The 23,412-nt window shown below is 67.2% G+C and carries 21 protein-coding genes; 15 read left to right on the top strand and 6 right to left on the bottom strand.

Translation table 11 applies throughout. The annotated features are described in order from the left end of the window. Position 1: 1 nt before the first annotated feature. From urtE to IEW24_RS01665, 3 genes are all read left to right on the top strand, one after another. Entirely contained in the window at positions 2-691 is a 690-nt protein-coding gene (gene urtE, locus IEW24_RS01655) for an urea ABC transporter ATP-binding subunit UrtE (RefSeq protein ID WP_188574800.1), read from the top strand. Positions 692-820: 129 nt separating this feature from the next. Further along, entirely contained in the window at positions 821-2,050 is a 1,230-nt protein-coding gene (fmdA, locus tag IEW24_RS01660; RefSeq protein ID WP_188574802.1) for a formamidase, read from the top strand. A 133-nt stretch (positions 2,051-2,183) separates the two neighbouring features. Further along, positions 2,184-2,525, top strand: coding sequence for an FmdB family zinc ribbon protein (locus IEW24_RS01665; protein WP_188574804.1), 342 nt, complete (start codon positions 2,184-2,186; stop codon positions 2,523-2,525). 16 nt (positions 2,526-2,541) lie between these two features. On the opposite strand, the gene IEW24_RS01670 is transcribed toward IEW24_RS01665, so the two are convergent. Together IEW24_RS01670 and IEW24_RS01675 are read right to left on the bottom strand one after the other, a co-directional pair. Further along, positions 2,542-2,898 carry a VOC family protein gene (locus IEW24_RS01670; protein WP_188574806.1) on the bottom strand — a complete coding sequence of 119 codons (357 nt, stop codon included), beginning with the start codon at positions 2,896-2,898 and terminating at the stop codon, positions 2,542-2,544. A 32-nt stretch (positions 2,899-2,930) separates the two neighbouring features. Further along, positions 2,931-3,908: an alpha/beta hydrolase gene (locus IEW24_RS01675; RefSeq protein WP_188574808.1), complete on the bottom strand. Its 978-nt coding sequence runs from the start codon at positions 3,906-3,908 to the stop codon at positions 2,931-2,933. A 399-nt stretch (positions 3,909-4,307) separates the two neighbouring features. Between IEW24_RS01675 and IEW24_RS01680 the strand changes: the two genes are divergently transcribed. The 12 genes from IEW24_RS01680 to IEW24_RS01735 all read left to right on the top strand — a co-directional run bounded on the left by IEW24_RS01680 (position 4,308) and on the right by IEW24_RS01735 (position 19,601). Further along, complete coding sequence (locus IEW24_RS01680; protein WP_188574811.1) at positions 4,308-5,126, top strand: TetR/AcrR family transcriptional regulator; 819 nt, start codon at positions 4,308-4,310, stop codon at positions 5,124-5,126. A 287-nt stretch (positions 5,127-5,413) separates the two neighbouring features. After that, positions 5,414-6,481 carry an ABC transporter substrate-binding protein gene (locus IEW24_RS01685; RefSeq protein ID WP_188574813.1) on the top strand — a complete coding sequence of 356 codons (1,068 nt, stop codon included), beginning with the start codon at positions 5,414-5,416 and terminating at the stop codon, positions 6,479-6,481. Between the two features lie 19 nt (positions 6,482-6,500). After that, complete coding sequence (locus IEW24_RS01690; RefSeq protein WP_188574815.1) at positions 6,501-7,595, top strand: ABC transporter ATP-binding protein; 1,095 nt, start codon at positions 6,501-6,503, stop codon at positions 7,593-7,595. Then, positions 7,592-8,467: an ABC transporter permease gene (locus IEW24_RS01695; RefSeq protein WP_188574817.1), complete on the top strand. Its 876-nt coding sequence runs from the start codon at positions 7,592-7,594 to the stop codon at positions 8,465-8,467. The genes IEW24_RS01690 and IEW24_RS01695 overlap by 4 nt, the downstream gene beginning before the upstream one ends. Before the next feature lie 9 nt (positions 8,468-8,476). After that, the gene (locus tag IEW24_RS01700) at positions 8,477-9,271 is read left to right on the top strand and encodes an ABC transporter permease (RefSeq protein WP_188574819.1); all 795 of its coding nucleotides are present in this window, start codon (positions 8,477-8,479) and stop codon (positions 9,269-9,271) included. Between the two features lie 225 nt (positions 9,272-9,496). Continuing rightward, entirely contained in the window at positions 9,497-11,602 is a 2,106-nt protein-coding gene (locus tag IEW24_RS01705) for a hydantoinase/oxoprolinase family protein (RefSeq protein ID WP_188574822.1), read from the top strand. Beyond that, the gene (locus tag IEW24_RS01710) at positions 11,599-13,212 is read left to right on the top strand and encodes a hydantoinase B/oxoprolinase family protein (RefSeq protein WP_244644087.1); all 1,614 of its coding nucleotides are present in this window, start codon (positions 11,599-11,601) and stop codon (positions 13,210-13,212) included. Before IEW24_RS01705 ends, IEW24_RS01710 begins: the two co-directional genes overlap by 4 nt. 289 nt (positions 13,213-13,501) lie before the next feature. Further along, on the top strand, positions 13,502-15,619 hold the full coding sequence (locus tag IEW24_RS01715; protein ID WP_188574823.1) for a hydantoinase/oxoprolinase family protein: 2,118 nt from the start codon (positions 13,502-13,504) through the stop codon (positions 15,617-15,619). Further along, complete coding sequence (locus IEW24_RS01720) at positions 15,612-17,348, top strand: hydantoinase B/oxoprolinase family protein (RefSeq protein WP_188574826.1); 1,737 nt, start codon at positions 15,612-15,614, stop codon at positions 17,346-17,348. Before IEW24_RS01715 ends, IEW24_RS01720 begins: the two co-directional genes overlap by 8 nt. A gap of 247 nt (positions 17,349-17,595) precedes the next feature. Beyond that, the gene (locus IEW24_RS01725; RefSeq protein WP_188574828.1) at positions 17,596-18,840 is read left to right on the top strand and encodes a cupin domain-containing protein; all 1,245 of its coding nucleotides are present in this window, start codon (positions 17,596-17,598) and stop codon (positions 18,838-18,840) included. Between the two features lie 110 nt (positions 18,841-18,950). Then, positions 18,951-19,175 carry a tautomerase family protein gene (locus IEW24_RS01730; protein ID WP_188574830.1) on the top strand — a complete coding sequence of 75 codons (225 nt, stop codon included), beginning with the start codon at positions 18,951-18,953 and terminating at the stop codon, positions 19,173-19,175. A 30-nt stretch (positions 19,176-19,205) separates the two neighbouring features. Further along, on the top strand, positions 19,206-19,601 hold the full coding sequence (locus IEW24_RS01735; RefSeq protein WP_188574832.1) for a GFA family protein: 396 nt from the start codon (positions 19,206-19,208) through the stop codon (positions 19,599-19,601). A 38-nt stretch (positions 19,602-19,639) separates the two neighbouring features. On the opposite strand, the gene IEW24_RS01740 is transcribed toward IEW24_RS01735, so the two are convergent. The 4 genes from IEW24_RS01740 to IEW24_RS01755 form a co-directional block, all read right to left on the bottom strand. Next, positions 19,640-20,011, bottom strand: a complete 372-nt coding sequence (locus IEW24_RS01740) for a response regulator transcription factor (RefSeq protein WP_188574835.1) — start codon at positions 20,009-20,011, stop codon at positions 19,640-19,642. 194 nt (positions 20,012-20,205) lie between these two features. Beyond that, positions 20,206-20,859, bottom strand: coding sequence for a response regulator transcription factor (locus tag IEW24_RS01745; protein ID WP_188574836.1), 654 nt, complete (start codon positions 20,857-20,859; stop codon positions 20,206-20,208). Next, positions 20,856-22,319, bottom strand: coding sequence for a sensor histidine kinase (locus IEW24_RS01750; protein ID WP_188574839.1), 1,464 nt, complete (start codon positions 22,317-22,319; stop codon positions 20,856-20,858). Before IEW24_RS01750 ends, IEW24_RS01745 begins: the two co-directional genes overlap by 4 nt. Before the next feature lie 258 nt (positions 22,320-22,577). Beyond that, on the bottom strand, positions 22,578-23,375 hold the full coding sequence (locus IEW24_RS01755; protein ID WP_188574841.1) for an SDR family oxidoreductase: 798 nt from the start codon (positions 23,373-23,375) through the stop codon (positions 22,578-22,580). Between the last annotated feature and the right edge of the window lie 37 nt (positions 23,376-23,412).

Consider the following 23,412-nt stretch of genomic DNA (forward strand, 5'->3'; position numbering starts at 1 on the left):
GATGCTGAACGTCGAGAACCTCGTCGTCTCCTATGGCCAGAGCGAGGTGCTGCACGGCCTCAACTTCAAGGTGGCGCCGAACGAGATCGTCGCCATCATGGGCCGCAACGGCATGGGCAAGACCACGCTCATGAAATCGCTCATGGGCGTGGTGCCCACCAAGTCCGGCACCGTCTCGCTGGGCGAGGGGGACATCACCGCCATGAAGAGCCACCAGCGAGTGGCGAAGGGCATCGCCTATGTGCCGCAAGGCCGCATGATCTTCTCCACCATGTCGGTGGAGGAGAATATCGAGACCGGCCTCGTCGCCCATGGCGAGAACAAGGTGCCGGGCGACATTTACGAGCTGTTCCCGGTGTTGCTGGAGATGCGCAAGCGGCGCGGCGGCAACCTCTCCGGGGGGCAGCAGCAGCAGCTCGCCATCGCCCGCGCGCTTGCCACAAAGCCCAAAGTGCTGCTGCTGGACGAGCCCACCGAAGGCATCCAGCCCAGCATCATCCGCGACATGGCCCGCACGCTGAAGCGCATCCGTGATGAGCGCGGGCTCTCCATCGTGGTGTCCGAGCAGGTGCTCTCGTTCGCGCTCGACATCGCCGACCGGGTGCTGGTGCTGGAAAATGGCGAAATTGTCCACGAAGACTTGCGCGAGAATGTGGATGAGGCGAAAGTCTCGAAGTTCCTCTCGGTGTGATGCAAGTCGCCGGGCACGGTGTCCGGCCGATGTTTCCTTCCCGTTTCACAAAGATGCATTGCAACAATTCTTGCGGTGCAAAAAATGCGCGACGCCAAGCCGTGCTCAACAAGGAAAACGGAGCCGTAGATGACTGACACCCTCATCAAGGTGGATCTCAACCAGTCCGCCTATGACAACGACATGGTGCACAACCGCTGGCACCCGGACATCCCCATGGTGGCCTGGGTGAAGCCGGGCGACGATTTCATCGTCGAGACCTATGACTGGACCGGCGGCTTCATCAAGAACAATGACAGCGCCGACGACGTGCGCGACATCGACCTGTCCATCGTGCACTTCCTCTCCGGCCCCATCGGGGTGAAGGGCGCCGAGCCGGGCGACCTGCTGGTTGTTGATCTGCTTGATATCGGCGCCATGCCGGACAGCCAGTGGGGCTTCAACGGCTTCTTCTCCAAGCAGAATGGCGGCGGCTTCCTGACCGACCATTTCCCGCAGGCCCAGAAATCCATCTGGGATTTCAAGGGCATGTTCACGTCCTCGCGACATGTGCCGGGGGTGAATTTCGCCGGCCTGATCCATCCGGGGCTCATCGGCTGCCTGCCGGACCCGAAGATGCTCGCCACCTGGAATGCGCGTGAGCAGGCGCTCATCGACACCAATCCCACCCGCGTGCCGGGTCTTGCCAATCCGCCCTTCGGCCCCACCGCCCACATGGGCCGCCTCTCGGGCGATGCCAAGGCCAAGGCGGCGGCGGAAGGCGCGCGCACCGTGCCGCCCCGCGAGCATGGCGGCAATTGCGACATCAAGGATCTGTCGCGCGGCTCGAAGATCTATTTCCCGGTCTATGTGGAGGGCGGCGGCCTCTCCATGGGCGATCTGCACTTCTCGCAGGGTGATGGCGAGATCACCTTCTGCGGCGCCATCGAGATGGCCGGCTGGGTGCATCTGAAGGTGGACGTGCTGAAGGGCGGCATGGCGAAGTACGGGATCAAGAATCCCATCTTCAAGCCCTCGCCGATCACGCCCAACTACAAGGACTATCTCATCTTCGAGGGCATCTCGGTGGATGAGGCGGGCGAGCAGCATTATCTCGACGTCCACATCGCCTACCGGCAGGCCTGCCTCAATGCCATCGAATACCTGAAGAAATTCGGCTATTCGGGCGCTCAGGCCTATTCCATCCTCGGCACCGCGCCGGTGCAGGGCCACATCTCGGGCGTGGTGGACGTGCCCAATGCCTGCGCCACCCTGTGGTTGCCCACCGAGATCTTCGACTTCGACATCAACCCCAGCGCCGCCGGGCCGACCAAGTTCCTCGACGGCTCCATCGACATGCCGCTGTCGCCGGATCTCTGATCCGTCGCATCTGAACAAGGGGGGGAGGCAGGTGGTCCGGAGTCCTCCGCTCCGGCCATCATCCCGACGGGGTGGCAGGGCATGCCCGGCCACCCCGGTGCCTGTTTCACGCTTGCCAGCGCCGAGGTCTGACATGCCGGTCTATGATTATATGTGCGAGGACTGCGGTCCGTTCACGCAGATGCACCCCATGAGCGCCTGCGCCGAAGCCCAGCCCTGCCCGGACTGCGCCGGCCTTTCGCCGCGCGCCTTCCTCTCCGTGCCCTATCTGGCGGGCATGGATAGCGCCCGCCGCACGGCGTTCGCCACCAATGAGCGCAGCGCCAACGCGCCCATGAGCACGGGCGAATATGCGGCCAGGAAGCATGGCGCGGGTTGCGGCTGCTGCGGCGGCAAGATGAAGAGCCGCACGAAGACAAGCGCGGGCGGCGCCAAGAGTTTTCCCTCGGCGCGGCCGTGGATGATCAGCCACTGATCAGGTGGGTGGCGGCTCAGCGGTCCGACCAGACCGCCAGTTCGTAGCTGTCCGGATCGGTGAAGTGGAAGCGCCGTCCGCCGGGGAAGGGGAAGATCGGTTTTGCGATCCGCCCGCCGGCGGCTTCCACGCGCGCCTGCGCATCTTCCAGATCGTCCGCGAACAGGATCACCAGCGGTCCGCCCGTGGCGGAAACCGGGGCCAGCGTGGTGAAGCCGCCGGTCAGCCGGCCGTCCTGAAACTCGCAATACTGGGGGCCATAATCGGTGAACGTCCAGCCGAAGGCGCTGCCATAGAAGGCCTTGCTGGCGGCAATGTCGGCGACGTTGAACTCGATATAATCGATCTTGCGATCAGCACCTTTGGTGCTCATGGGTGTCTCCTCCGTTTCGTGCCGGGCCCCGCTCAGGCGAGTGCCGTCTTCAGCCAGTTGGCGATCTGCTGCAGCGTCTCCACGCTCTGGGGAAAGCGCATCACGGTGCCGGCGCCGATGGGGAAGCAGTGGTGCATGTCCGGTGAATGCAGGTGCGTCACCTTCACCCGCGCGGCCGTGAGCTTCTCCGCATAGGCGATGCCGTCATCGCGCAGCACGTCATATTGAGCGGTGGTCAGCAGCGTCTGCGGCAGGGGCGGCAAACGCGGGTTGCGAAGCGGGAAGACGTCGGCGTCCTCCAGCGTGGCGCCGGGGGCATAGAGGTTCCAGAACCAGCGCATGATGTCCGCTTCCAGCCCGTAGCCCTTGGCATTCTCCACATAGGAGGGCTGGCCGGCGGCGGGGTGGTCGGTGGCGGGATAGAGCAGCATCTGCGCCTTGATGGCGGTGCCCTCGCGGGTGCCGCACAGCCGGTTGAGCGCGGCGGCGGCCAGGTTCGCGCCCGCGCTGTCGCCGCCCACCGCGATGCGTGTGGGATCCCCGCCCACCTCGCGCGCATGGTCCAGCGCCCAGCGGATGGCGGTGATGGTGTCCTCCAGGCCCGCGGGGAAGGGGTGTTCGGGGGCGAGACGATAGTCCACCGAGAGGATGAGCGTGTCGGTGGCCCCGCTCAGCAGGCGGCAGAAGGGATCGTGCGTGGCGAGCGAGCCCGCCACCCAGCCGCCGCCATGCAGATAGACCAGCAGCGGCAGCGGGCCCTCGGCGCCGGGCGGGGTGAACAGGCGTCCGATGAGGCCTTCGCCCAGCTCCACGCTGCGGCTTTCCACGCCATTGGGCAGGCCGGGGATGTTGACGCGCGTGCGCAGCGCCTTCAGCAGCACCTCCCGGCGCGCCTCCACCTGTTCCGCCTGCGTGGCGGGCTGGGGCGCATCGGGGGGCGGGGCGAGGCTGTCCAGATAGGCCTTCAGCGCCGGGTCGACGGGACGGGGGGCGGAGTGGGCGGCGTCCATGGTCGGTCCTCCTTGGCGCACGGGCGGTGTCCCTCCAGCATGCACCAAACGGTAAAAGCTTCTCTCAAGAGACCGGCGCGGCCGGCGCGCGAAGCCGTCCGCAAGGTCATGGCGAGAGGGTTTCGGAGCCAAGCGTGTCAGGAACGTGGCAGGGCCGGCTTCGGGATGAAAAGCCGCATTACATCCGTGGTCCCTTCCATCGGCGGCGTTGCAGCACTAGGTTGCGGAGAGGAAACGCCATGCCGGACGGCAAGGACAAGAGCCGCGCATGCGCTGCGGCCACAGGCGATGAGGACCTTCATGAACGCCCCCAGGAAGACGGCCCGGGCCGCCCGTTCCCGGCCGGATCTCGCGACGGCCGGCACGCCTGCCTTCAAGACGCCCGTGAAAAAGACAGCCGTGAACAAGACACCTGTGGTGAAGCTCCCGGCGGCGAAGGCGGCCACGGCCGCTGTGGCGAAACCCGCCAAGGCGGCGCCCGGTCGCGCAACCGCTGCCAAGTCCAAAACCGGAAAATCCGCTGCGGCCCCCGCGCCGACCTCGCAGAGCGCGCGGACCTCGCGCACCAAGCAGCTCATCCTCGATGCCGCCTATGCCGCCTTCGTGGCCCATGGCTTCGACGGCGCCAACATCGAAGCCATCTCGCAGGCGGCCGGCGTCAACAAGACCCTGGTCTACCGGCATTTTTCCAACAAGGACGAGCTGTTCACGGTGGTCCTGGAGAATGCCTATCTGAAGATGCGCGCGGCTGAGAAGGAACTGGCGCTGGACAGCTGCCAGCCGACGGACGCCATAGTGAAGATGATCCGCTTCACCTGGACCTATTACGATACGAATCCCGATTTCCTCTCGCTGGTGGCCACCGAAAACCTGTGCGGCGGGCGTCATCTGGGCACGTCGGCGCGCTTTCCCGCCCATGCCTCGCAGCTTATGCAGACGGTGGAGGCCACCATCGGGCGCGGCATGGCCGACGGCAGCTTCCGAAAGGATGTGAACCCTGTCCAGCTCTGGGTTTCGATTGCCGCCATGTGCTGGTTCTACGTCGCCAACCGGCACACGCTTTCGGCCACGTTCGGCGCCGAAATGCTCACCCCCGCGCACAAGAAAGAGCGGCTGGAGCATATCATCGACATGGTATTGCGCGACCTGACGGGCGAGCCCGCGCCGCGCCCCGCAGTCGTTCAGCGGTCCCGCCGCCGTCGCCGTGAGTTTGCCTGAGAAGAAACGTATTGCATCCGTGAGAAATCCGGGCGTAGAGTAACGATAACGATACAGTTGCTCTCTACCGGCCGGCTCCCCGCCGGCCGCAGCTTCCGCCGCACCTGCGTGGCGGAAAACGACATGTCATGCGCGGCCTTTGCCTCCGGTGTTCCAGCGGGGCGCCCCGCGCAGGAGCCGTGCCGCGTAAAGCCGGAAGTGCCGTTTAGCGCCAGGCGTACTGCGTAAAAAACAAGGGCCGAAAAGGCCCCAAAAGACAATCCAGAGCCAGCAGGGGACCACTCCATATGACGAAGACGTTCGGCCAGTTCCTGAAGGTATGCGCGACGTCCGCGCTTCTTGCTTCCACACTGTTCACGGGCGCCGCCAAAGCGGAGACCAACCTCACCCTCGTGGCCTATCCGGTGCTGTTCCAGGAGAACTACACCAAGGCCGTGATCGAGCCCTTCCTGAAGGCCAATCCGGACATCAAGATCACCTATTTCGCGCAGCCCACGGCGGCGCAGATGCTCGGCACCCTGCGCGCCCAGAAGGCCGCGCCGCAGGCCGACGTGGTGATCATGGACCTTAGCGTCTCCAAGGCGGGCTCCGACGAGGGCCTGTTCGTCACGCTGGACGAAGCAAGCGTTCCCAACATGAAGGATCTGGCCCCCGGCGCGCGGGTGCCGGGCCTCGCCGGGGCGGGCGTGACCTTCGATAATCTCGTGCTCATGTATAACACCGAGCTGGTGAAGGAGGCTCCCACCTCCTGGATGGCGCTGGCCGATCCGGCCTTCAAGGGCAAGGAGGCGATCCCGGCCATGCCGGACATCATCGGCCTCGGCCTCACCGTGGTGCTGGACCGCGCCATGGGCGGCACGGACTATCTCAACAATGTGGACAAGGGCATCGAGGCGCTGATGAAGATCGCGCCCAACGTCCAGACCTGGGATCCCAAGCCCGAAGTCTATGTGCCGGTGGTGAACGGGCAGGCGGCGCTGGGGGTTGGCTGGAACGCCCGCACGCAGCTCAACAACAAGCTCTCCAATGGCCGCATCAAGGCGGTGCTGCCGAAGGAAGGCAGCCTGTTCCAGGCCAATGCCATCAGTCTCGTGGCGGGCTCCAAGAGCCAGGAGGCGGCCAAGAAGTTCATCAATTACGCGCTGAGCGCCGAGGCGCAGGCCCGCTTCACGGAAGCCATGTTCTACGCCCCCACCAACACCAAGGCCAAGGCCCTGATTTCGGAGGAGGCCATCCAGCGCACGGCGCTCGCCAATATGGACCGCATGCAGCCCATGGACTGGGTGGCGCTGGCACCCAAGCGTGATGCCATCAACGAGATGTGGCGCCGCAAGGTGATCCCCCTCAGCCGCTGAGCGAAGGACCATCAGGCCCATGCTGCATGTACCCGTGACTGGTTCGTCCGAAAGCGCCGCCGGAGAGGGCTTCCTCTCCGTGCGCGGGCTCAACAAGCGCTATGGCGATTTCATCGCCGTGGACAATCTCGACCTCGACCTGCCCAAGGGCGAACTGGTGGCCTTCCTCGGCCCCTCCGGCTGCGGCAAGACCACCTCGCTGCGCATGATCGCGGGCCTCGTGCCCGCGACCTCCGGGCGGATCGTGGTCGGCGGGCGCGACCTCACCACGGTCGAGCCCTATCGCCGCGACATGGGGCTGGTGTTCCAGTCCTATGCTTTGTTCCCGCACATGAGCATCGCGGAGAATGTCGCCTTCGGCCTCAAGATGCGGAAAGTGGGGCGGGCGGAGACCGAGCAGCGGGTGCGCGAGGCCATCAGCATGGTCCGCCTCACGGGCAAGGAGAGCCATCGCCCCGCGCAGCTCTCCGGCGGCCAGCAGCAGCGCGTGGCGCTCGCCCGCGCGCTGGTGATCCGACCCTCCATCCTGCTTCTGGACGAGCCGCTGTCGAACCTCGACGCCAAGCTGCGCGACGAGATGCGCAACGAGATCCGCGACATCCAGCAGCGGCTCGGCATCACGGCCATCTTCGTCACCCATGATCAGGCCGAGGCGCTGACCATGTGCGACAAGGTGGCGGTGATGAATGCCGGCCGGCTGGAGCAGCTGGGCACGCCGGTTGAACTCTATGAGAAGCCGCAGTCGCCCTTCGTCGCCAGCTTCATCGGCCGCACCAACCGCTTTGCGGCGGTGGCGAAGAATGGCGCAGCGGAGTTGGCCGGCCTCAGCATTCCCACCCCCGCCGGCATGACCGGCAAGGTGGAGGTGATGATCCGGCCCCACCGCATCACGCTCAGCGCGCCTGCGGATGGCGCGCCGTGCCATGCGGTGGAGGGTGTGGTTACGCGCTCCATCTTCGCTGGCGACATCCTGCAATATGAGGTGGTCGCCCATGGCGCGACCTTCCTGGTGGAGCAGGGCACGGCGGCGCACGAACGGCCGCTGGAGCAGGGCAGCCCGGTGCGGCTGCACTGGCTGATGTCCGACACCTATGTATTCGGGGCTGCCGCATGACGGCGATCGCCCCGACGCTGGAGGCGGCACCGGCTCGGCGGGTAAAAATCCCGCTGGCGGTGATCCTGCTCATCCCCATCACCCTCATCAATCTGATCGGCTTCGTGGCGCCGGTCATCAACCTGCTCAGCTTCTCCTTCCGGGAGGTGCAGGCCACGGGCGCCATGACCGGCGGCTCCAGCATCGCGAGCTGGGTCGCCATTGTCACCGATCCCTTCTATATCGAGCTTCTGGTCAACAGCATCCTCACCAGCCTGCTGATCGTGGTGCTGACGCTGGTGTGTTCCTTCCCCATCGCCTTGCTGCTCCACCGCACCACGGGCTTTGCCCGCACGGTGCTGTTGTTCGTGGTCATCACCCCGCTGCTCACCTCGGCGGTGGTGCGCACCTATGGCTGGATCGCGCTGCTGCTGGACGGGGGCGTGATCAACTCGCTGCTGTCGCTGGCCGGGCTGCCCACGCTGAAGCTCATCTTCAACTCCACCGGCGTGGTCATCGGGCTCACGGAAATCCTGATGCCCTACATGATCCTGTCGCTGCTGGCGGGCTTCAGGCGGCTCGATCCGCGCGTGGAGGAAGCGGCGCTCACGCTGGGGGCGAACCCGTTCCAGACCTTCTGGCGGATCATCGTGCCGCTCACCTTGCCGGGCGTGGCGCTGGGCTCGCTGCTGTGTTTCGTGCTGGCGGTGTCCTCCTTCATCACGCCCAAGCTGCTGGGCGGCGGGCGCGTGTTCCTGCTGGCCACCGAGATCTACGACCAGGCCATGGTGACGCTGAACTGGCCGCTGGCCTCCACGCTCGCCATCATGATCCTCATCGTGTTCGGCGGGGCGCTGTTCCTCTATCTGCGCGCTTTGCGCGCCATTGCGTGAGGGGGCACCATGGAAGACCGTCCCATCTCGCTGACGCTGCGCATCGTCGCCGGCATCATGCTGCTGTTCCTGCTGGCGCCTGTGCTGATCGTGGTGCCGATCTCGTTCAGCGCCGACACCTACATGGCCTTCCCGCCCTCGGGCTGGAGCGTGAAGTGGTATGTCGCCATCTTCCAGGACCCGAAGATGATCAACGCCTTCTGGGTCTCGCTGGCGCTGGCGGTGCTCACCACGGTGCTGTCGCTGGCCATCGGCCTGCCGGCGGCCTATGTGCTGGTGCGGCTGCGGCCGCGCGGCTCGGAGGCCATGGCGAGCTTCTTCACCGCGCCGCTGCTGCTGCCCTCCATCGTGCTCGGCCTCGCGCTGCTGGTGGTGTTCGCCACCTTCGGCCTTCTGGGCACGTTCCAGGGCTTTCTCGCCGCCCATCTGGTTATCACGCTGCCCTATGCGGTGCGGGTGCTCTCCACGGCTCTGTCCACGCTGCCGCGGGCGGTGGAGGAGGCGGCGACCACGCTCGGCGCGCCGCCGCTCTCCGTCTTCTTCCGCGTGACCCTGCCGATGATGCGCAACGCCATCGTGGCGACCTCGGCGCTGGCCTTCCTCGTCTCGTTCGATGAGGTGGTGCTGTCGCTGTTCATGTCCGGCCCACGCATCTCGACACTGCCGGTGGAGATGTATCATCATGTGGAGAACGAGGCGGACCCCATGGTGGCGGCCATCTCGGTGCTGCTGATCGTGCTCACCTTCGCCGTGGTGGTGGTGGTGGACCGCACGGCGGGCCTGAGCCGCACCTTCGTCAAATGACGGGGTGAGATTACGGGGCCGGCGCACCGCGCCGCCCTCAAGCAATGGCCCCGCCTCAGGTCGGGCCGAGTGAGATGTCCAGCGTTCGGGCGGCGGCCTGCCGTCGCCCGCATGCCGGGGCCGCAGGCGGATCATTCACGGGATTCGCAATCTGTCGGCCCCGGCCCTTGTTCGAAGCAAAAAGTAACGGTAACGATACAGTTCAGACTCTCGGGAGAAAAAGCCTTGCCCTCGCATGTGCGTGTCGCCTCCGATGTGGGCGGAACCTTCACTGACAGCATCGCCTATGACGAGGCGGCGCGGCGGATCACCGTTTCCAAGGTGTCCACCACCCCCGCCAACCGCGCCGTGGGCACGGTTCAAGGCCTCAAGAAGGCGCTGGCGCTTCAGGGCGCGACGGGCGCCAGCGTGGACTATGTGGGCCACGGCATGACCACCGCCACCAATGCGGTGATCCAGCGCAAGGGCGCCCGCACCGCCTTCATCACCAATCGCGGCTTCCGCGATCTGCTGCTGATCGGCCGTCAGGACCGTCCGAGCCTGTTCGACATCAACAAGCTGCGCCCGACGCCGCTGGTGCCGCGCGAGCTGTGCTTCACCGCCGGTGGCCGTATGGACGCGCAGGGCCAGGAAGTGGAGCCGCTGGACGAGGCCGATCTGGCCGCCGCCGCCGCGCAGATGAAGGCCGAAGGCGTGGAGGCGGTGGGCGTGCTGTTCCTGCACTCCTACGCCAACCCCACCCACGAGCGCCGCGCCAAGGACGTGCTGGAAAAGCTGCTGCCGGGCGTGATGATCTGCGCCTCGGTGGACGTGCTGGCGGAGTTCCGCGAATATGAGCGGGCGTCCACCACCGTGCTCAACGCCTTCCTGCAGCCGGTGATGGAGGGGTACCTCAAGTCGCTCTCCGCGCTGCTGCAGGACGAGGCGGAAGGCCTTGGCCTGCGCACCTCCGTGCCGATCATGGTGATGGAAGCCTCCGGCGGCCTGATGACGCTGGATTCGGCGCGCGCCAAGCCGGTGCACACCGTGCTCTCCGGCCCCGCCGGCGGCGTGGTGGCGAGCGCCCATGTGGCGGCGCGCGCCGGCGTGCCGGATATCATCACCATGGACATCGGCGGCACCAGCACGGACATCAGCCTGATCCGCGACGGCCGCCCGGAAGTCACCCGCAGCGCCAGCCTCGAAACCGTGCCGATCCGCCTGCCGGTGATCGACATCAACGCCATCGGCGCCGGTGGCGGCTCGATTGCCTGGATCGACGACGGCGGCGCGCTGCGCGTCGGCCCCATGAGCGCCGAGGCCCAGCCGGGCCCGGCCTGCTACGGCCGTGGCGGCACCCGCCCGACCGTGACCGACGCCAACCTGGTGCTCGGCCGTTTCGATGGCGCGACGCGTCTCGGCGGCGACATGTCGCTGGACATGGAAGCGGCCCGCCGCGTGATCGAGGAGGAGGTGGCGAAACCCCTCGGCCTCGATGTGCTGGAGGCGGCTGCCGGCATCCTGCGCGTGGCCCATGCCAATATCGTGCGCGGCATCCGCGTGGTGTCGGTGGAGCGTGGCTATGATCCGCGCGACTTCGCCCTCGTGCCCTTCGGCGGCGCCGGCCCCATGCACGGCACGCCGGTGGCGCGCGAGCTGCGGATGACCAAGATCCTCGTGCCGCCCACCCCCGGCATCCTCTGCGCGCTGGGGCAGCTGGTATCCGATCTGCGTCACGATTTCCTCGAAACCCACATCGCCCCGTACGCCCGCTTCGACGTGGCGGAAGCGGAAGCGGTGGTGGGCCGCCTCATCGCCAAGGGGCATGACCTGCTGGCCGAGGACAACGTGCCCATGGACAAGCGCACCGTGGAGGTGCGCGTGGACGTGCGCTACATCGGCCAGAGCTTCGAGCTCGCCATGCCGCTGGACATGCTCTCGGGTGCGCCCTTCGCGGACGTGTGGGCGAAGCTGCCGGAGCAGTTCCACACCGGCCATCTGAAGCGCTTCGGCCATTCCGATCCCAGGGCGCCGGTGGAGATCGTCGGCTTCGGCGTCACTGCGGTGGGCCATATCGATACGCCGGAACTGCCCATGGTGCCGGAAGGCACGGCGGTGCCACCCGCCGAGGCCCTGATGGGTGAGCGGCAGATCTACTTCGAGGCGGTGGCGGCCGGCGAGACCGGGCAGTTCTACACCTCGCCCGTCTATGCCCGCGACAAGCTTCTGGCCGGCAACATCGTGACCGGCCCGGCGGTGATCGAGGAAGTCTCGGCCACCAGCGTTCTCTATCCCGGCGACCGTGCTACGGTTCACGTGTCGGGCAGCATTCTCGTCGAGGTGACGCCGTGAACGTCCAGACCCAGAACATCCAGAGCGCGCCCGCGCGCGGTTTCGATCCCATCACGCTGGAGGTGCTGCGCAACGCGCTGGAAGCGACCGCGCAGGAGATGGGCACGGTGCTGAAGCACACGTCCTTCTCGCCCAACATCAAGGAGCGCATGGACGCCTCCTGCTCCATCTTCGACGCCCGCGCCCAGCTGGTGGCGCAGGCCGAGCATGTGCCCGTGCATCTGGGCGCCATGCTGCGCGCGGTCGGCCCCACCATCGACGTCATCGGCCATCTGGAGCCCGGCGACGTGGTGGTGGTGAACGACCCCTATCCGGGCGGCGGCCATCTGCCGGATATCACCCTCATCTCGCCGGTCTATGCCGGTGAGCGGCTGATCGCCTATGTGGCGAACCGCGCCCACCATTCGGACGTGGGCGGCATGGAGCCGGGCTCCATGCCCGCGAAATCGGTGGAGCTGTTCCAGGAGGGCCTGATCATCCCGCCCGTGCGCCTGTTCAAGCGCGGCGAGATGCAGGACGACATCATGCGCTTCATCCTCGCCAACGTGCGCACGCCTGCGGAGCGGCGCGGCGACCTGAACGCGCAGGTGGCGGCGCTTCGCATCGGCGAGCGGCGCATCGCCGAGATGGCGGAGACCTACGGCACGCAGCTTCTCGTGGAAGGCTTCGACGCCATCCTCGATTATGCCGAGCGCCGCATGCGCCGCCGCCTCGCCGAGCTGCCGGATGGCGTCTATGAGGCCGAGGACTGCCTCGACGAGGACGGCACCGATCCCGAGCCCGTGGTGGTGAAGGTGAAGGTGACGGTGAAGGACGACACGCTGGCGCTGGATTTCGCCGGCTCCGCCCGCCAGCGGCGCGGCAACATCAATGTGGTCGCCCCGCTCACCCATTCGGGCGTGTTCTTCGCGGTGAAGATCCTGTCCGATCCGTCCATCCCGGTGAATGCCGGCACCTTCCGCCCGGTGGACATCAAGATCCCCAAGGGCTCCTTCCTGGATGCCGAGCATCCCGCCGCCGTGTGCGCGGGCAATACGGAGACGACGCACCGCGTTGCTGACACGGTGCTGAAAGCCTTCGCCCAGATCGCGCCGGATCGCATTCCCGCCGCCAGCCAGGGGACGATGAACCTCATCTCCATCGGTGGCCGCGATCCGCGCAACGGCCAGACCTACACCTATATCGAGACCATCTGCGGCGGGCAGGGCGGGCGACCGCGCGGGCCGGGCATGAGCGGCGTCCAGTGCAACATGACGAACACGCTCAACACCCCCATCGAGGCGCTGGAGATCTCCTATCCGCTGCGCGTGGAGCGCTACGAGCTGCGCGACGGCTCCGGCGGCGAGGGGCAGCATAATGGCGGCGACGGTGCGATCCGCGCGCTGCGCATCCTCGACCATGATGCGCGCGTCTCGGTGCAGACCGACCGCCGCCTGTTCGCGCCCTATGGGCTCGGCGGCGGCGCGGACGGCACCTGCGGCCAGAACTGGATGGCGAAGGCCGACGGCACCCGCGTGAACCTGCCCGGCAAGGGCTCTCTCACCCTCACCAATGCAGAGGTGGTGGTGGTGGAGACCCCCGGCGGCGGCGGCTGGGGCGCCAAGGGCTGAGGCTGGGGTCTGGTTGAGTAGATGGTCAGAGGTCTGACGGCTCCCTCCCCCCTTGCGGGGGAGGGGTGGGGAGGGGGGTAATGCCCTCTCCACATCGCTTCTTTTGAAACATGGCGGGGCAAAGTGTGTCCGCTGCACCGGGCGGCGCTGTCATACCCCCCTCCCTATCCCTCCCCCGCAAGGGGGGAGGGGATCTGTTGCGCGGCGGAAAGGGCGAGCCTTCCGACCCAAATAATGCATGGTCGTGGCATGGGTTGCGACCTGTTCCCGGAACTGGGATTGAGCAGGCATGAGCACGCAAGACAGCAAGGTCCGCGTCGCCGCCGATATCGGTGGCACCTTCACCGATATCGCGCTGATCCGTCAGGATGGCCGCGTCGCCACCCGCAAGGTGCCCTCAACGCCGGACGATTACGGGCGCGGCGTGGTGGACGGCGTGCATCAGATCCTCGCCGCCGAAAAGCTCACCCCCGCCGATGTGGGCGAGGTGCTGCATGCCTGCACAGTCGCCACCAACGCCATTCTGGAAGCCAAGGGCGCGCGCACCGCGCTGCTGACCACGAAAGGCTTTCGCGATGTGCTGGACATGCGCCGCATCCGCGTGCCACGCCTTTACCAGCCGCTCTACAAGAAGCCGCCCGTCCTCGTGCCCCGCCGCCTGCGGCTGGAAATCACCGAGCGCATGGACTGGCGCGGCGAAGTGCTGACCGAACTGGACGAAGCTTCGGTAACGGCTGCCATCGACCTGCTGGTCGATGAGAAGATCGAGGCGGTGGCGGTGTGCCTGCTGCACTCCTATGCCAATCCCGCCCACGAGCGGCGCATCGGCGAGATGCTGAAGGAGCGCCTGCCCGGCGTGTTCGTCTCGCTCTCCGTGGATGTGCTGCCCGAGATCCGCGAATATGAGCGCACCTCCACCACGGCCATCAATTCCTATGTCGGCCCGCCGGTGCGCAATTATCTGGAGAGCCTTGTTGCGCGGCTGACCAGCGACGGCCTACCCCAGCGCCTGTTCATGATGCATTCGGCCGGCGGCATCGTGGATGCCCGCACCGTGATGCGCCGCCCGGCGCAGATCGTGGAATGCGGCCCGGCGGCGGGCGTGCTCTCGGCGCGGCATGTTGGCCATCTGGCAGGCTATGAGGACATCATCTCCTTCGACATGGGCGGCACCACCGCCAAGGCCTCGCTGATCGAGGCCGGCGAGCTGCACCGCACCGATGATTACGAGGTGGGCGGCGGCATCTCGCTGTCCTCCAAGCTCGCCAAGGGCGGCGGCTATGCGCTGAAGCTGCCGGTGATCGACATTTCCGAAGTGGGCGCGGGCGGCGGCAGCATCGTGTGGATCGACCGCGCGGGCGCGCTGAAGGTCGGCCCGCACAGCGCCGGCGCCATGCCGGGGCCGGCCTGCTATGACGCGGGCGGCACGGAGGCTACCGTCACCGACGCCAATGTGGTGCTGGGCTTCGTCAATTCCACGGCGCTGGCCGGCGGCTCGCTGAAGATTGACGGGCGGCTCAGCTACAAGGCGGTGGAAGAGAAGGTGGCCAACCCGCTCGGCCTCTCGGTGGAGGATGCGGCCTATGGCATCCACGAGCTGGCCACGACCGTGATGACCCGCGCGGTCAAAAGCGTGACCACCTATCGCGGCCGCGATCCGCGTGATTTCACTTTGTTCGCCTTCGGCGGCAATGGTGGCATCCATGCGGTGACGCTGGCCTCGGCGCTGGGCGTGGGCAAGGTGGTGGTGCCCCCCGGCGCGGGCGTGTTCTCGGCGCTGGGCCTGCTTTATGCCGACGTGGAGACCAGCGCGGCGGGCGCCTGCCTGCGGCGGCTGGACACCGTGCCGCTGGATCAGGTGGAGGCGCAGTTCGCGGGCCTTGAGGCGCAGGTGGCAGCGGAGCTGTCGCAGCCGGCCGAGAAGATCGCCATGACCCGCTTTGCGGACTTCCGCTATGCCAGCCAGGCGTTCGAGCTGATGCTGCCCTTCGGCAGCGATGCGGCGGCGACCGATGTGGCTGAGCTGCACCGCCGCTTCGAGGCCGAGCACGAGCGGCTCTATGGCTATCGCCTGCCCGGGAGCGGGGTGGAGATCGTGACCCTGCGCGTCACCGGCCGCCTCATGGGCGAGGAGAGCGTGCGGGCGAAGCACGGCGTGCCCGCGTCCGACGCGGGCGTCACGCGAAACGTCTATTTCTCCGCCCGCTATGGCCGGGTGGAGACCCCCGTTGTGGGGCGCGGCGCGCTCGGTGCCGCGCCGCGTCAGGGACCGCTGATCATCGAGGAATATGAGGGCACGACGGTGGTGCCGCCGGACTGCACGGCGGCGCTGGATGCGGACGGCAATATCGTCATCACCCTGCCGGCCCCGGCCGGCGTGCGCACCGAGAGGCACGAATATGCGTGAGATCGATCCCGTCCGCCTCGAAGTGCTGAAGAACGCCTTCGACACCATCGCCGACGAGATGGCGCTGATGCTGATGCGCGCAGCCCATTCGCCCATCGTGCGCGACAGCATGGATTTCTCCACGGCGCTCTGCGACACGCAGGGCCAGACGCTGGCGCAGGGCGTCACCACGCCCATGCACCTCGGCAGCTTCTACGATGCTATGAAGCATCTGATGAAGAAGTTCGAGGGCCGCATCCGTGAGGGCGACATCTTCATCGGCAACGACCCCTATGCGGCGGCGGGCCAGCACCTGCCGGACATCTATATCGTCGAGCCCATCTTCCATGAGCACAAGCTCATCGCATGGGCGACCACGGTGGCCCACCATGCGGATGTGGGCGGCATCGTGCCGGGCTCCAATGCGCTTGGAGCCACCGAGATCATCCAGGAGGGCATCCGCCTGCCGTTCCTGAAGCTGGCGGATGCCGGCGTGCATGACGAGGGCATCTGGGAGATCCTCGGCCTCAACGTACGCGTGCCGGATCTGGTGCTGGGCGACGTGAAGGCGCAGATGGCCGCCTGCACCGCCTGCCGGCGCTCCTTCCTCGAACTGATCGCTCGCTACGGCACGGACGAAATCCAGTTCTATGCCGACGAGCTGCACAATTATGCCGAGCGGCTGGGGCGGGCCGAGATCGCCGAGATGCCGGATGGCGTCTATCACTTCACCGATCATCTGGATGGCCTCGGCGAAGACCCCGAGCCCATCGTCATCCAGATCAATCTCCACATCACCGGCGACACCATCACCGTGGATCTCACCGGCTCCTCATTGCAGGTGCCGGGCGGGGTGAATACGCCGCTGCCGTTCACCAAGGCCAGCGTCTACACCGCGCTGCGCTCGGTGATGAAGTCGGAGATCCCCAACTGCCACGGTTTTGAGCGCGTGGTCACTGTCACCGCGCCCAAGGGCACGGTGGTGAATTCGGTCTATCCCGCCCCCTGCGGCGCGCGCGGCATCACCGGCTATCGGGTCATCGATGCCATGTTCGGCGCGCTGGCGCAGGCGCTGCCGGAGCGGGTGACGGCGGACGGCATGGGCGGCTCCTCCGTGCCCACCTTCGGCGGCTGGCACGAGGGCAAGCCCTTCGTCTTCAGCGAGACGGTGATGGGCACATGGGGCGCCTCCGACAGCCATGACGGGCAGGTGGGCGTGCCGCATATGGGCGCCAATCAGGCCAATGTGCCGGTGGAGATGATCGAGGCCAGCTATCCGCTGCGCATCCGCGAATACGGCATCGTGGCCGATACCGGCGGGCCGGGCCGGCATCGCGGCGGCAATTCCTTCGTGCGCGAATATGAATTCACGGCCGAGGAAGGCATCGTCTCCCTGCGCTCCGACAAGAAGGATTTCCTGCCGCATGGCCTGTTCGGCGGTCTGCCGGGCAATGGGCCGGTGAGCGTGCTTACCCGCGCAGCGGGCGGGCAGGAGGTGCTCCCCGTTCTGGCGACGAAGCCCTACCGCATCCGCAAGGGCGATGTGTTCCGCCACGTCTCGCCCTCGGGCGCGGGCTATGGCGATCCGCTGGAGCGGCCGCCGGAGGATGTGGCGGCGGATGTGCGGGAGGGGCTGATCACCCCCGCCCATGCGCTCACCGGCTTCGGCGTGGAGCTGATCGACGGCGCGGCGGACCTGTCGTCCACCAAAGCGCTCCGCGCGGGCATGCGGGCGGCGCGCACCGCCTGAGGCACGGCCGACCGGCACATCATCGCGCGGGGGCGGGATGGTGCGGCAGCCGGGCGGGGCGCGGATGATGTCAGGGCCGTCCGCGCCCTTTTCCGGCCATCACGGCTGACCGTGGCCGCGTGCCAATCCGGAATACGCAGCCGGCCGCAGCCTCCACTCTCCCGAACCGTCGCACAGGCCGGGCTCGCGCCGGGCGGTGCGAAAGAAGAGGACGCCGCTCCGGCGCCCCCGTCCGGGAGACATGACCATGGATGACCTGTCCCGCCGTTCCCTGCTGGCGCTGAGCGCTGCCGGCGGGGCTATGATCGCCGGAGCCGCGCAGGCGGCGACCTTCGGCAACCCCGATCAGCCGCCGCAGGGCGCGATCAATTCCACCCCCGCCGCTCTGTCCGAGCCGGGGCCGCAGAACAAGGTTCTGGCGGATCAGATCCCCTCGTTCCAGAATCCGCCGGCCACCGATGTGGGCGACATGCCCATGCTGTGGTCGTCCTTCAACCTCATGGCCAAGCGTGTGCAGGGCGGCGGCTGGGCGCGGCAGATGACCGCCACCGAATTCCCCGCCGCCAAGGAGGTCTCGGGTGTCAACATGCGCCTCGGGCCGGGCGGCATCCGCGAGATGCACTGGCATCTGGCCGGTGAGTGGGCGCTCATGACCAACGGCCGCTGCCGCGTGACCATGCTGGATCAGGACGGCCGCGCCTATGTGCAGGATGTGAGCGCGGGCGACCTGTGGTTCTTCCCCGCCGGCTGCCCGCACTCGCTGCAGGGGCTGGGGCCGGAGGGCTGCGAATTCCTCATCGTGTTCGACAATGCCTACCAGTCCGAGTTCAACACTTTGCTGCTCACCGACTGGATCGCCCATACTCCGCCGGACATTCTGGCGAAGAATTTCGGCGTGCCGGCGGAGGCTTTCAGCAAGATTCCGCTGAATGACCTCTGGATCTTCCAGGGCAAGGAGCCGGGCGCGCTCTCCATCGATCAGGCGGCGGTGGCCTCGGGCGGCGTGCCGCCTCAGCCGTTCACGTTCTCACTGGGCGGTTCCAGGCCGGTGAAGGAAGGGCCGGGCGGCAAGGTGCAACTGGCCGACAGCCGTACCTTCAAGGTGTCGCAGACCATCGCCGGGGCCATCGAGACCATCCGGCCCGGCGCGCTCCGGCGCATGCACTGGCACCCGAATGCGGACGAGTGGCAGTACTGGATCAAGGGCCAGGGGCGCATGACGGTGTTCAACGCCGGCCCGCGCGCCCGCACCTTCGATTTCCAGGCCGGCGACGTGGGCGTGGTGCCGAAAAGCCAGGGCCATTACGTCGAGAACACCGGCAGCGAGGACATCCAGATGCTGGTGATCTTCAAGGCGCCGGAATATCAGGAAGTGGACCTGTCCGACTGGCTGACCCATGCCCCGCCGGAACTGGTGGCGCAGCATCTGAACATCGACCCGCAGCTCATCGCCCGCTTCCCCAAGGACCAGATCGGCATCATGCCGGGCTGATGATCTCCCAATCCATGGCCGCCGCCCGGATTGCTGTGCAATCCGGGCGGAACGTGTTTTAAGAGCGGGTCTGCCCGCCTGTCCGGGCGTTTCGAGAGAATGGGCCTGCCATGCCGCACGTGGTCATCCAGCAGTTCAAGGGACGCAGCGAGGACGAAAAGCAGGCGCTCGCCGATGCGGTGGCAAAGGCCATGGTCGCGGCCGGCGTCAAGGACGCGGCCATCTCGATCGCCATCGAGGAGGTGGAGCCGAGCGCGTGGGGCGGCGTCTATGATCGCGACATCGCGCCCGTGATGGACAAGCTCTACAAGAAGCCCGGCTACGAGCGCCCCTGAGGGCGCCATCATCACTGGGGAACTGGTCCGATGCTGAAGGGTCGATGCCATTGCGGGGCCATCCACTTCCGGATTTCCGCCGCGCCGGTGCATGCCGCCATCTGTCATTGCAGCGACTGCCGCGGGCAGTCGGGCGCGCCCATGCTGGCGTGGGCCATGGTTCCGGCCGGCGCGCTCACCGTGGAGGGGGAGCCGGCCGTCTATAAATCCTCGGAGAGCGGGCGCCGGTCATTCTGCGGCGCCTGTGGCACCGGCCTGTTCTTCGTGAATGCGCCGCTGGAGCAGATGGGCATGATCCAGGTGCGGATCGCCGCGCTGGAGACGCCCGAGGCGGTTGCTCCCAGGTTGCAGGTCCAGGTCGCCGAGCGGCTGGAGTGGATGACGTCGCTGGACGATCTCGCCAGCTTCGAGCGCTTTCCCGGCTGAGATATGCCCCGTCCGGGTGACGGACGGCGGCGGGCGCGTCAGTTTGCCTGCGCGCCGCCCGTGCTGAGCGCGCGGTCAATGCATTCGATCATGGTGTGACCGTCGAACGGCTTGGCGAAGAAGCCGAAGGCGCCGGCGGCGTCGGCCTGACGACGGATGCGGTCTTCGGGGAAGGCTGTGATCAGGATGACCGGCGTGGCATGGCCGCGCGCGTTCAAGTGGCGCGTGAGGTCGATGCCGCTCATGCCGGGCATCTGCACATCGCTGATGACGCAGTCGGCTGCGCCCAGCAGCGGGGAGCCGAGGAAGGCCTCGGCGGACTCGAAGCAACTGGCGCCGAAACCGAGCGAGCGGACCAGCGACTGGGTCGCGGTGCGGACGGATTCGTCATCGTCGATGATCACGATCATCGGGGGAAGGGACACGGTTTACACCTCGTAACACTGGAGCCGCGCACCGAACGGCGCGGCCAACGTGAGGACAGTGGTACGCCTTCCCGGCGGTGAAACGAATTATACGCAGGTGTACATCGGTGCGGTTTCGTATGGCCTGCCCATGATTTACGGCATTCCGCAATGGCTGACGCAGGGGCAGATGGCGGCCCTTATTTCGCAGGGCCGAGGCCCAGCGCCTCCGCCATCCGCACCAGATCGGCCAGCGTGCGGGCGCCCATCTTCCGCATCACGTGGCCGCGATAGATCTTCACCGTGATCTCGCTGAGGCCCACCTCGCCGGCCACCTGCTTGTTCATGAGGCCTGCCGTCACCAGCGCCATCACTTGCTTCTCGCGCTGGGTCAGCGTGTCGTGGAGCGCCTGCAGGCCGGAGGCGGCCTGCCGCTCGGCCCGGCGTTCGCGGTCCAGCTCCAGCGCGGCCGTCACCGCGTCCAGCATGTCCTGATCGCGGAAGGGTTTGGTGAGGAAGTCCACCGCCCCGGCCTTCATGGCCCGCACCGACATGGGGATATCGCCGTGCCCGGTCATCATGATCACCGGCATCTCAAGCCCGGACCTGGCGAGCTGGGCCTGGAAGTCGAGGCCGCTCACCCCCGGCAGGCGCACGTCGAGCACGAGGCAGCTGGGCGCGTCGGGCAGGGGGGCGGCCAGCAGTTCCGCCGCCGAGGCGAACAGCGCCACCTTCAGCCCGACGGAGCGGAACAGGCCGGACAGCGCCTCGCGCAGGGCCGCATCGTCGTCCACGATCACCACCACGGGCTCTTCCGTCCCGGCGGGGGGCTTTGGCTGCGGCGTCCGGCTCAAGCGGCTGTCTCCCGATTCAACGGCAGATATAGGGTGAAAGCGAGCCCGCCGTCGCCCCCCGGCGCGGCGTTGATGCGCCCGCCATGGGCCTCGACGATGGAGCGGGAGATGGACAGGCCCATCCCCATGCCTTCGGCCTTGGTGCTGTAGAAGGCGTTGAACAGCAGCGCCAGCTGCTCGGGCGGCACGCCGGGTCCGGTGTCGGCCACCTCGATCACCACGTGCGGGCCGTCCTCATCCTGCGCCGTGCGGGTGGTGATGGAGAGGCCGCGCCGTGTCTCGTCCACGCTCTCCATGGCCTGCATGGCGTTGAGCGCGAGGTTGATCAGCACCTGCTGCAACTGCACCCGGTCGCACATGAGGGAGGGCAGGCCGGTGCCGAGGCCCAGCGTCAGCGCCACCTTGTGGGTGGCGATCTCGCGCTCCAGCAGCAGCAGCGTGTCGTCCACCAGCTCGTTCACCTCGGTCCAGCCGTGCTTCTGGTCGCCCCGGCGGGCGAGGGCCCGCAGGCGCGCCACCACCTCGCTGGCGCGCCGGCCATTGCTGATCATGCGCTGGACCGTGGCGGTGGCTTCGCCGATGTCCGGCACGGCCCGGCCGAGCCAGCGCAGGCAGGCTTCGCCATTGGTGATGATGGCGGCCAGCGGCTGGTTGACCTCATGGGCGATGGAGGCGGTCAGCTCGCCCAGCGTGGTGATGCGCGTCACGTGCGCCAGTTCCGATTGCGCCTCGTGGAGGGCGTCTTCGGTGCGCTTGCGCTCGGTGATGTCGCTGTTGGTCTCCATCACCGCCATGGCCCGCCCGCGATCGTCCCGTTGCAGGGCCCAGCGGCTCATGGCGACGACCTCGGTGCCGTCGCGCCGGGTGTGGCGCAGCTCGCCATGCCAGCGCCCGGTGCGGTCGAGCTGGCGCTGGATCTCCACCGGGGAGCTGGGAAAGACGGTGGCGAGCAGTTCCGCCGCCTTGCGGCCCATGGCCTCTTCCGCAGTCCAGCCGTAGATCTCCTGCGCGCCCTGGTTCCAGTAGCGGATCACGTCGGACGTATCGCGCACGAAGATGGCGTCGCGCGTCAGGTCCAGCAGGGCCGCCTGCTCCCTCAGGGCGTGGGTGGCCTGCTGGTTCTTCAGGGTGAGCAGGGTGGCCACCGTGATGGCGGCGATGCTGACGCCGCAGCGCATGGTGGCGGCCACGTCATAGGAATGGCCGTGGCTGATGATGTAGCTGGCCAGCGTCAGCGCGAAGCAGGCGGCACCCACCGCCAGCAGGCCGCGCCGTTCCAGGAAATTGGCGGAGAACAGCACGATCAGCACGTAGAGCACGGCGATCGCCATATCGAGCGGCGAATAGGTGTCGATCATGAAGATCGCCGCCGCGAGGCAGGCCACCATCAGGGGCGCGAGCCAGACCGGCCCGGTCGCTGTGTCCCGATCGTTGGAACGGACGTTTTCCCACCTCGACATTCCGGCACCTCGGCATGGGGCGCCGTGGACGGCGCCATCGCTGATCCATCCGCTCGGCGGAAGGATCGCGCCGGAGGCGGGGCATCCAGCGCAGCTAGAGGTTTCCGGCGGCCGTTTCTATCACGATCGAATGCCTTTCCGCGCGGGCGGAACAGCCTCTGCCGCTGCGTCACCATACCAATGTATAGACGAAGACCGCGCGCCGGGTGGTCCCGGCGCGCGGTTTGAGGGCAGGCGAGGGGCCTTAGCCCACGTTCGTCAGCGTGCCTTCATGGCCTTCACTTCCGCGGCGCGGGCGGCATAGGTCATGTCGTTGAACATCTTGAAGAAGGTCGCGTGCTCGCCGTTGCGCTCGGCGAACCGCTGCCGGTGGACGCGCTCCACCAGGATTTCCTCGGCGTCCGGCTGGGCCTCCAGAAGCTGCATGGTCTCGGCGAGGTAATCGGCCAGCGGCATGGCCATGGGGTCCTTGGCCTGCCGCTCGCCCATCAGCTCGGTCTGCACATAAGGCGGGGCCAGCTCGATCACCTGCACGCCGGTCTCGCGCAGTTGGTAGCGCAGCGCCTGGCTGTAGGCGTGGATCGCCGCCTTGCTGGCGGAATAGGTGGGGGTGAGCGCCAGAGGCAGGAAGGCAAGGCCCGACGTCACGGTGAGGATGGTCGCCTGCTGCTGGCGGATGAGGTGCGGCAGCAGGGCCGCATTCAGCCGGATGGGGCCGAGCAGGTTGGTGGCGATGGTGGCCTCCGCATCCACGAGCGAGACCGGATCGGCGGTCAGATCCTCGTTGCGCATGATGCCGGCGATGTGCAGCACGCCGTTGAGGCCGGGATAGGCCGCCAGCAGCTTTTCGGTGAAGGCGGGGATGGTGGCGCCGTCCTCGATGTCCAGCACCATGGTCTTCATGCCGGGAAAGGCTGCTGCCGTCTCCTCCAGCACGGAGGCGCGGCGGCCGGCGATGATCACGGTGTTTCCGCGCGCGTGAAATTCGGCGGCGAGGCCCCGGCCGATGCCGCTGCCGCCGCCGGTGATCAGAAGGGTGTTTCCGCTCAGCTTCATGGTCGTGCCCTCACGCTCGGTTGCGATGGGCTTGGAG

Source organism: Azorhizobium oxalatiphilum, assembly GCF_014635325.1.
GTDB lineage: Bacteria > Pseudomonadota > Alphaproteobacteria > Rhizobiales > Xanthobacteraceae > Azorhizobium > Azorhizobium oxalatiphilum.

Bases quoted from the DNA above. Each gene is read 5' to 3' on its own strand.
- urtE (WP_188574800.1), top strand. From the start codon at position 2: ATGCTGAACGTCGAGAACCTCGTCGTCTCCTATGGCCAGAGCGAGGTG.
- fmdA (WP_188574802.1), top strand. From the start codon at position 821: ATGACTGACACCCTCATCAAGGTGGATCTCAACCAGTCCGCCTATGAC.
- IEW24_RS01665 (WP_188574804.1), top strand. From the start codon at position 2,184: ATGCCGGTCTATGATTATATGTGCGAGGACTGCGGTCCGTTCACGCAG.
- IEW24_RS01670 (WP_188574806.1), bottom strand. From the start codon at position 2,898: ATGAGCACCAAAGGTGCTGATCGCAAGATCGATTATATCGAGTTCAAC.
- IEW24_RS01675 (WP_188574808.1), bottom strand. From the start codon at position 3,908: ATGGACGCCGCCCACTCCGCCCCCCGTCCCGTCGACCCGGCGCTGAAG.
- IEW24_RS01685 (WP_188574813.1), top strand. From the start codon at position 5,414: ATGACGAAGACGTTCGGCCAGTTCCTGAAGGTATGCGCGACGTCCGCG.
- IEW24_RS01690 (WP_188574815.1), top strand. From the start codon at position 6,501: ATGCTGCATGTACCCGTGACTGGTTCGTCCGAAAGCGCCGCCGGAGAG.
- IEW24_RS01695 (WP_188574817.1), top strand. From the start codon at position 7,592: ATGACGGCGATCGCCCCGACGCTGGAGGCGGCACCGGCTCGGCGGGTA.
- IEW24_RS01700 (WP_188574819.1), top strand. From the start codon at position 8,477: ATGGAAGACCGTCCCATCTCGCTGACGCTGCGCATCGTCGCCGGCATC.
- IEW24_RS01715 (WP_188574823.1), top strand. From the start codon at position 13,502: ATGAGCACGCAAGACAGCAAGGTCCGCGTCGCCGCCGATATCGGTGGC.
- IEW24_RS01720 (WP_188574826.1), top strand. From the start codon at position 15,612: ATGCGTGAGATCGATCCCGTCCGCCTCGAAGTGCTGAAGAACGCCTTC.
- IEW24_RS01725 (WP_188574828.1), top strand. From the start codon at position 17,596: ATGGATGACCTGTCCCGCCGTTCCCTGCTGGCGCTGAGCGCTGCCGGC.
- IEW24_RS01730 (WP_188574830.1), top strand. From the start codon at position 18,951: ATGCCGCACGTGGTCATCCAGCAGTTCAAGGGACGCAGCGAGGACGAA.
- IEW24_RS01735 (WP_188574832.1), top strand. From the start codon at position 19,206: ATGCTGAAGGGTCGATGCCATTGCGGGGCCATCCACTTCCGGATTTCC.
- IEW24_RS01740 (WP_188574835.1), bottom strand. From the start codon at position 20,011: ATGATCGTGATCATCGACGATGACGAATCCGTCCGCACCGCGACCCAG.
- IEW24_RS01750 (WP_188574839.1), bottom strand. From the start codon at position 22,319: ATGTCGAGGTGGGAAAACGTCCGTTCCAACGATCGGGACACAGCGACC.
- IEW24_RS01755 (WP_188574841.1), bottom strand. From the start codon at position 23,375: ATGAAGCTGAGCGGAAACACCCTTCTGATCACCGGCGGCGGCAGCGGC.